7 protein-coding genes are annotated in these 8,863 nt (G+C 47.7%); 6 read left to right on the top strand and 1 reads right to left on the bottom strand.

Translation table 11 applies throughout. The features are described 5' to 3' along the window. Positions 1 to 18: 18 nt before the first annotated feature. Together J4G02_06820 and J4G02_06815 are read left to right on the top strand one after the other, a co-directional pair. On the top strand, positions 19 to 291 hold the full coding sequence (locus J4G02_06820) for a UPF0175 family protein (GenBank protein MCE2394288.1): 273 nt from the start codon (positions 19 to 21) through the stop codon (positions 289 to 291). Continuing rightward, positions 263 to 751: a DUF3368 domain-containing protein gene (locus J4G02_06815; protein ID MCE2394287.1), complete on the top strand. Its 489-nt coding sequence runs from the start codon at positions 263 to 265 to the stop codon at positions 749 to 751. Before J4G02_06820 ends, J4G02_06815 begins: the two co-directional genes overlap by 29 nt. Positions 752 to 2,177: 1,426 nt before the next feature. Here J4G02_06815 and J4G02_06810 read toward each other — a convergent pair. Continuing rightward, entirely contained in the window at positions 2,178 to 2,351 is a 174-nt protein-coding gene (locus tag J4G02_06810; GenBank protein ID MCE2394286.1) for a hypothetical protein, read from the bottom strand. 368 nt (positions 2,352 to 2,719) lie between these two features. On the opposite strand from J4G02_06810, the gene J4G02_06805 reads away from it, so the two are divergent. From J4G02_06805 to J4G02_06790, 4 genes are all read left to right on the top strand, one after another. Continuing rightward, positions 2,720 to 5,587: an HsdR family type I site-specific deoxyribonuclease gene (locus J4G02_06805; GenBank protein ID MCE2394285.1), complete on the top strand. Its 2,868-nt coding sequence runs from the start codon at positions 2,720 to 2,722 to the stop codon at positions 5,585 to 5,587. Next, the gene (locus J4G02_06800; protein ID MCE2394284.1) at positions 5,584 to 5,907 is read left to right on the top strand and encodes a M48 family metallopeptidase; all 324 of its coding nucleotides are present in this window, start codon (positions 5,584 to 5,586) and stop codon (positions 5,905 to 5,907) included. The genes J4G02_06805 and J4G02_06800 overlap by 4 nt, the downstream gene beginning before the upstream one ends. A gap of 158 nt (positions 5,908 to 6,065) precedes the next feature. Then, positions 6,066 to 8,309: a TonB-dependent receptor gene (locus J4G02_06795; GenBank protein ID MCE2394283.1), complete on the top strand. Its 2,244-nt coding sequence runs from the start codon at positions 6,066 to 6,068 to the stop codon at positions 8,307 to 8,309. A gap of 114 nt (positions 8,310 to 8,423) precedes the next feature. Continuing rightward, positions 8,424 to 8,708 carry a hypothetical protein gene (locus J4G02_06790; GenBank protein ID MCE2394282.1) on the top strand — a complete coding sequence of 95 codons (285 nt, stop codon included), beginning with the start codon at positions 8,424 to 8,426 and terminating at the stop codon, positions 8,706 to 8,708. Positions 8,709 to 8,863 lie beyond the last annotated feature (155 nt).

Raw genomic sequence — 8,863 nt, 5'->3', positions numbered from 1 at the left:
TAACATAGGAGCACAAAAATGGAAACGCAAACGATTCAATATCCAGCTGAAGTTCTATCAGCACTCGGAAAAGAGCCAGAAGAATTTGAAGAGGAAGCCCGTTTGCTATTGGCATTGAAATATTACGAAACAGGCAAACTCAGCACCGGACTCGCCGCGCAACTGGCGGGGGTGCCACGCTCCACATTTATATTTCTGCTTGGAGAGCACGGACTGTCGCCCTTTGGAGAAAGGCCTGAGGAACTTGAGCAATCTCTCGCAAATGCAAGAAAAGCCAGTCATCGTCAATAATACACCGCTCGTCGCGCTATGGTCACTTGACCAACTTGCTTTGTTGCGGAAAATCTACACAGAAATCTGGATTCCACCGGCGGTCAAAGCGGAGTTTCTCGAAATCAAGCCAATAGAACGCCAAGCATCGCTTGATAAGGCCCCTTGGATTAAAACCGTTCGTTTGACTTATCCACAACAGGCGGCTTATGCGGGACTCCATCAAGGGGAAGCTTCAGTTTTAGCTCTAGCCGAAGAACACAATGCACGTCTAGTTATCATTGACGAACTGAAAGCTCGCAGATATGCCCAACAGGTTGGATTACAGGTTACCGGAACGATTGGCGTTCTACTACTTGCAAAAGAACAAGGGTTGATTAATGCGATTCGGCCTCCTATAACGGAGTTGCAGGCTCATGGTTTATATCTGAGTTCCGCACTCATTGATAAAGCGTTGCAACTTGCCGGTGAAACCCAGTGACATTATGACGGGATCGTAGGTTGGGTTGACAGGGAAAAGATCCGCCGTGCCACTAATTGATGTAGAATCCGTGCAATCCGCGTCCTCCGTTTAATCCGTGATTCAGATGGTTTTTCATCTCGTGCTATTCCGAGCATTCCGACAAGTCGGGACCTGTTCTCCTGGTCTCGGAACGGACGATTTATCGGGGATTTATCGGACCCCGATTATGCGAATACCGCTCCGCCGGAAGGTTGCCCATCCTGTGAATCCTTTAATCCTGAAAATCCTGATTCAGACAATTATCCGTGTAATCCGTTAATCCGTGCTTATCCGTGATTCAGACAATAATATGGGAGAATTATGGTGAATTAGAGAAATAAGTGGACATTGGTTGTTTGTGGGTACAGATTTCCCAATCTGTACATGTCGATTGGAAGTGTCTAAGTAATTCTATCATCTGCCATAAACGCCCCTAATAGCATTTCACAAATCACTTGACATATTATAACAAATGTTATATAATATTAAGCGTATATCCATCAATCCAAGTAATCTACACCAACACAACCAACATGAAGAAATATTCAGGACTGACGCATTTCAGCGTTTTGACCTGTCAGTGCCCTACCAAATCCCTGATATTTGGCGAGATTATGTTGCCATTTAAGTGAAAAACGGTTCATAAACAGTGCGTATATGGCAGGTCAGCAAGCCGTCTACACGCCTTTTCTGTTACGCGGTAAAAACCGATAAACGCCCTGAAGCTAGGCTCCATCGGGGTTCAGAGAGACACCCGCTAATGATGAACCCCCGATATGAGGTTAAATTTTTTCTGGGACCTGACAGGGCCCTGCCAAATTGCCAAATCGTGCCGGTAGATCACCGAAACGGAGGCTTAGGTTCCACGTAGCAGAAAGGGTTAGATTTTACCGTTCAACTGCATAAATCCTAAAAAGGTTGAGGGATTCTGCTTTCGCTCCAGTTTTGAATCTTGATTCATCGGGGAGGAGCGCAATATGTATGACAGGACGAATCACTCATCAGTATCGTTAAGCCTAACGAGTTGTAGGGAACAACTCTCGGAACGGAGGATCGCTGTTCCCTACACTCCTTGATCTTGCTTTATCGGCGAGAACAAATATCCTGTAGGTCGAGATTCACATCTCGACAAAATCCTCTATATTTTCCCCCAGGCCCGGTAGGTGCGGTTTCCAACCGCACCGGACATCGTTGGGAAATTACCGAATTAATAAATTAATCTTCATTTAGATTGTGATCCGAAGACGCAAACTATAGTAAAGTTTAGAATTTAGAATTATGGTGAACTATCAAAATATGTAGGCAGCTTGTAGGGGCACCCCTTGTGGGTGTCCACGAACTTACAGGGCACAATGTCCAAGTAATTCTAAAATCTACCATATACGCGGCTTAATGATTCTGCCTATCATATGCCTCGCAGCGTCGTTGCCAACGAAACACCTTTTTTCGGTGCAGCTTCGGTGCAGCTTCGGTGCAATTTTTCAATCGAGCGCGGCGGCTCCATATCGCGGTAACGCATGAACCAAGTGAACGGATGAGGCTTCTCGTCTTCAGGGGGTTGATCGCAAGGAAAGTCCATCGTATCACCTCCACTCATATTTCGCCATAGCGTTAGCAATGTACATAGGGCTATTTATGGTGAATTAGAGAAATAAGTAGACATTAAAAGTAGATAGTTTTTTGTACCACGATCTGTTAGATTGTGATCCGAGGACGCAAACTATAGTAAAGTTTAGAATTAATTGGACACTCTGTATCGGCACAGTTGGAAACAGCGCCTACCAAACATGGGGATCGAAAGTGTCCATCTGTTTTTAGAATCCACTATAATCTGTGATTCAGACAATTGACCTTTCACGCATCACGTTTCACGTCAGATGTGTAATTTCGCGGGAAATTTGGAAAATTTTCTAGCTGCACAATTTTGCCAACGTTATGGGGAAGACTATGGCCGAACGCGCCGCAGTACAGAATCCAATGCTCAAATACGCCGATGAAATTGGCTGGGAATCTGTTTCTCGATTAGAAGCGACGCAAAAGCGCGGCGATAATACCGGACTTTACTTTACCGACATACTGCAAGCGCAACTAATGAAACTCAACGGTGGCATACTGGATCAATCTCGCTGCGATGAGATTATTCGACAATTGAATCACCTCAGACCGACGCTTGAAGGAAACCAAGACGCGCTCTCTTGGATGCGCGGGGAACAGTCGGTTTTCGTTCCGGATGAAGATCGTTATCGGAACGTCACCCTGATTGATTACGATAACCCTGACAACAACCTGTTTCATGTGACCGATGAATGGACGCAGGGTGGGGCAGGACACCGAAATCGCGCCGATGTCGTGTTTCTAATTAACGGGATTCCGGTGGCAATCGTGGAGACCAAATCTGCTAACAAGCGGGATGGATTAGAGGAAGGTGTCGATCAGATCCGCCGCTACCAACGTGAAACGCCGGAGATGTTTACCACCGCACAACTATTCGGCGTCACGCACATGCATGACTTGTTGTATGGCGTAACATGGAACGTCAGCCGCAAAAACCTATTTAACTATAAGACCGACGACCCCACAAACTACGAGGCGAAAGTCAAGACCTTCTTTGACCGTGAGCGATTCCTGAAAGTATTGCGAGAGTCAATTATTTTCCAGAGCAAGGACGATGCACTGACCAAAGTGGTGTTGCGTCAGCACCAGACCCGTGCGGTGGAGAAGGTAATCGATCGGGTTCACAATCCGGACAAACGACGCGGACTGATCTGGCACACACAGGGCAGCGGTAAGACCCTCACCATGATAACGGTTGCTTCCCGGCTGTTGCGCGGAGGTGGAGAAACAGAAAAGCCGACGGTGCTTATGCTAATTGACCGCAACGAATTGGAGAGCCAACTTTTCAAAAATATCACCGGCTACGGCATCACTGCTTTTCAAGTCGCAGAGAGCAAACAGAACCTGCAAGAAATCCTGGCGTCCGATTATCGCGGCTTAATCGTTTCAATGATTCATAAGTTCGACGATATACCGGCGGATATCAACACCCGCGAAGGGGTGACAGTCTTGGTTGACGAAGCGCACCGGACGACCGGCGGCGATTTGGGGAATTACCTGATGGCAGCCCTGCCCAATGCAACCTATATCGGCTTCACCGGCACCCCGATCGACACCCTCTCTCAGGGCGAGGGGACCTTTAAGGTGTTCGGTGCAGAAGATGAGCAGGGCTATCTGGATAAATACGCAATAGCTGAGTCTATTGAAGATGGGACAACCGTTCCGTTGAATTATGCCCTTGCCCCGTCCGATTTGCAGGTTGATAGCGAAACATTGGAGAGTGAATTTTTCAGGCTTGTCGTTGGGGAAGGTGTGAGCGACTTTGAAGAACTGGACGCGATTCTGGATCGGGCGGTCAACTTGAAAGCGATAATGAAAGCCCCCGATCGAGTGGATAACGTTGCTGCAGCGGTTGCGGAACATTTTCGAGAAAACGTAGAGCCGATGGGATTCAAGGCGTTTCTGGTCGCCGTAGACCGTGAGGCGTGTGCATTGTACAAGGAGGCACTCGATAGACATCTACCATCGAAGTATTCAGAGGTGGTCTATTCCCCGTACCATCAAGACCCCGAAGCCATGAAAGTGCATTGGCATACCGATGACGAAGAGAAGGAAATTCGTAAGAAATTCTCTGACAAAAGCGAACAGCCAAAGATTCTGATTGTGACCCAAAAGCTGTTGACAGGCTTCGATGCGCCGATTCTCTACTGCATCTACCTTGATAAACCGATGCGCGATCATGTCCTGTTACAGGCGATTGCCCGCGTCAACCGTCCTTATGAGGACAACGACGGCCTAATAAAACCGTACGGGTTTGTCTTGGATTTTGTCGGTATCTTTGAAAATTTGGAAAAAGCCCTCGCCTTTGATTCAGAAGAGGTGGGCAGCGTGATTCGGAATATCGACGTACTCAAGAACCTTTTCGCCAAGTTAATTCAGGAGGACGCGGCGCAGTATCTCCCCTTTGCAAGGGGTTGGAACGATAAGGCAAAAGAGAGCGCAATTGAGCATTTCGAGGACAAAGAGATTCGAGAAAACTTTTTCAAATTCTTCAAACAGTTGCAGGATATTTATACCATCCTTTCGCCGGATGCTTCCTTACGCCCGTTTATAGCGGATTATCAGTCGCTTGCATCGCTCTACGGGCTGATCCGTAACGCCTACGCCGACCATCCTTATGTTGATAAGGAATTGACCGCCAAGACGCGGAAATTGCTACAGCAGCATACGGACAGCGATCGGTTTGCGTTACCGGGCTCTATTCAAGCACTGAACGCAAACACATTGAGGGAAGTTGGGAATAGCGATGTATCCGATACGGTGAAGGTGCTAAATTTGCGGAAGATACTGCATAAAACGGTAGCAGAAGAAAGCCGGTCAAAACCGTTTCTCATTTCGATCGGAGACCGGGCAGAGGCACTCAGAGAAGCATACGAAAATCGTCAACGGACAACGCAGCAGGTACTGGCTGCGTATGAAGAATTAGTAGAGGAATGTGAGCGGGCGTCAAGCGAACAGACCCGAATGAACCTAGACGATAACGCCTACGCGGTTTATACGGTTCTTAAGGGGTTTGCGGAAGAAATTACCCCAGAACAGACGCGAGAGGTTGATAGCGTATTTGATCAATTTCCCGATTATCAATGGAACGAACAGCAGGAACGTGAGTTAAGAATTAATCTTTACCGTACCTTAAGACTAGTCGTTACACAAGGTGTTATGACACCAACAAATGCCTTGTTGAAGATACAACGGATATGAAAACCAAAAGCGTCTGGAACGACTCAGAGGATTTGAAAAGTGCTGTGTGGGAATGGGCGGACCGCATGGGCGTCACGGTCCGAGAGGTGCATCTACGCAACATGCGGAGAAAGTGGGCATCCATATCAATGAATGGACGGTTGACCCTCAGCACCGATCTGCTCAATTTGCCGGAAGCGTTGGGAGAATTTGTCATCGTTCACGAACTAGTCCATCTCCTTGTCCCAAATCACGGGAGAGTGTTCAAAAGTTTCATGACCGCCTACCTCCCCGATTGGGAAGAAAGGCAGCATCACTTACAGGCCTTGCCGGAGGCTTAGAGATGGACTTCCACTCTTCCACCCTTTCGTTTCACCTATTGCTACTCCATAAAAAACATCGTTCAAATCCTCCCTTTTTTCTCTCCACAATGTCAACTCAGATCAACATATTTCCGTCATAGAAATAAACTAAAAATATAAAAGGAGAATAGCACCACATGAAGAAGTTTTCAATTTTTCTTGTATTGATCTTATTTACTTATCCCTGCGCTGCATTTGGACAAGGGGCCTCAAGCAGCATAGGGGAAATTTACGGCACAATCTATCAGCAAGATCTTGAGCAGCCGGTCGCATCCGCCCAGATACGCATCGTAGAAACGAATCAGCGTACCACCACCGATCAGAACGGCGAATTTCGGTTCCGCAACCTACCTGCCGGAACATATACACTTACCACATCCGCTTCCGGTTATAATCCACCAGCGGAGGTCGTCGTCACCATTGAGCCGGGAGAAACAACCGAACTCAAAATTTATCTTGAACAGGTTACAGTCGAACTTGATGAAGTAGAAGTGACGGGAGAACGTGCCGCGTCACCCGTTGGCAGACAAACTTTAAGTAGCTCCGAGATCCAGCGCGTCCCCGGCGCCACAGGGGATGCCCTGCGCGCCCTACAAGCCCTGCCCAGTGTCGGGGTCGCGAACGACTTTAGTGGCGCGCTCTATATCCGCGGCGGCTCCGATGAAGACAACCTCTACTATTTTGACCGAGTGCCGATCGGCTATCCCTACCATTTTGGTGGAATCGTCTCGTCCCTCAGTTCTGAAATCATCGATCGGATTGATGTCTACGCCGGCGGCTACGGTGCCGAATTTGGCGTTGATTCACAGGCGGTGATCGACATCTATTCCCGGAACAAAAACACCGATGGCTTCCGCGCAAAATTGAATCTGAATGTCCTCTACTCCGAAGGGTTGCTGGAGGGAAAAATCAGTGATCAAGGGTTCTGGTATTTTGCCGGACGACGAAGTTACATCGACCTATTCCTCGGATCGTTGTCGTTTGATAGTGGCGCAATCACCGCTTTCCCTAGGTTCTGGGATTATCAGGTAAAGGGCGGATATGACCTCTCTGAAAAACATCAACTCTCTCTGAACATATTCGCTTCTGGCGACAGCTTTGCACTCAAACTAGACGGCGAAGATGTGGACCAGGATATCAGAGGAAACATTAGCTTCGGGAGCGGCTTTGAAGGGGCGGGTATCCACCTCCGTTCCCGGCTCTCAGACCGATTGACCTCTTTTTTATCCTTGACCCGTTCCGATTTCCAATTCGACGTCAGTGCCGGTCCTGAGCTTGCTCTAAAAATTGATGCACCAGATTACTTGCTCCGCGAGGACATCACCTACAACTTAAACCCGAAACATCGACTGGAATCCGGCGTGATACTTGGTCTTGAGTTGGGCAGAGCAGTTGGCACGGGTAACCGTCCGCCCGATGAAGGTGAGGTTGATTACGATCCACGGTTCATCGAAAAGCAAACATTCGATGAATCCATATCTAGTCGACGAATGGAAGTGTACCTGCAAGACCGGTATAGGGTGTTGTCGTTCCTGTCAGTTGTGCTCGGTTTGCGTGTAGATTACTTCAGCTTGGTTGACGACTTTTCTATCCAACCGCGCGGAAGCCTCCTGTTAGACATTATGGAAGGTTCTCAGCTCCAATTCTCTTACGGCGACTATCATCAGGTGCCCGGACCACCACGACTGACCCAGAGCGTCGGAAACCCCGACTTGAGCGCAAGCCAAGCCAGTCACTATGTATTGGAATTCACACGCCAAGTCTCAGAGGGGACAGAGTTCAAATTCGCAGGCTATTATAAAGATCTTGCGAACCTTGTGACCACCGATGATCAGATGACCTATCTTAACCAAGGCGTTGGATTCGCACAGGGGACTGAGGTGTTCTTACGCCATCGTGCCGGAGATCGATTTCTGGGTTGGGGATCTTACACGTATGGGCTTTCTAAACGGCGTGACCGCCCAGAGGAACCATATCGTTACTATTCGTTTGACCAGACACACGTTGCCACCTTGGCGGCAACTTATAGGTTGACACCGACTTGGGAGATTGGTGTAAAATGGCAGTACCGAACCGGCAACCCTTATACTCCAGTGGAAAGCGCGACTCAGAAAACCGACCCACGCAACGGCGAATCTATCTACGTCCCGATTTATGCGGAAACAAATTCAGGACGGCTTCCACCCTACCACCGGTTGGATGTGAAACTCAGTAAAGCGTTCCGATTCAATAGCTGGGAGATGAGTCTCTTTCTTGAACTCCTAAACGCCTATAATCGCAAAAATCTGCTCGATTTCAGCTACAGCGACGATTATACAGAGAAGGACGAAATCTACCAATTCCCGTTCATCCCCTACTTAGGAATCACCACCGAGTTTTAATAGAAGCTGAGGGAATAAAAACTTGACATAACCCAAGCTCCCACCTATCATAACCGAACTTTTCACTTATGATAACGCAAGAGAGAAACCGATTTTGTTAATAGGGAGGGTACAATGAAAAACCTCGTTGTCACAGAAGAAATCTGGAAAGAGGGCAATATGTACACCGCCTATTGCCCGGAGTTAGATGTTGCAAGTTGCGGAGGGGATGTTGAGGAGGCGAGAAAAAATCTCCTTGAGGTTATCGAAATTCAACTCGAAGAAACAGCACAGCTTGGAACACTCAAGGAGTTTTTAGAAGATGCGGGTTATGATTTAGATACTACGAAACCAACCCTTCAACTTGATAAACAGGTAGTTGCCTTTAATCAACGTATTGTTCCTCTCGGAGTTCTTTAATGCCGAAGCTGTCGCCAACGAGTTGGCAAACCCAAGTTAAGATTTTTGAAGGGTTTGGTTGTGTTTATGGTGAATGAGATAAATAAGTAGACATTTACCAATAACTCCCGCCTTCGCGAAGTTTCCAAAAGTCCCCCTGAACCCCTCTGATAAGA

This window comes from Candidatus Poribacteria bacterium, from assembly GCA_021295755.1.
In the GTDB taxonomy this organism is placed as follows: domain Bacteria; phylum Poribacteria; class WGA-4E; order WGA-4E; family PCPOR2b; genus PCPOR2b.
The sequence above is the reverse complement of the archived record's forward strand: the minus strand, read 5'-3'. Positions and strand labels throughout refer to the sequence as shown.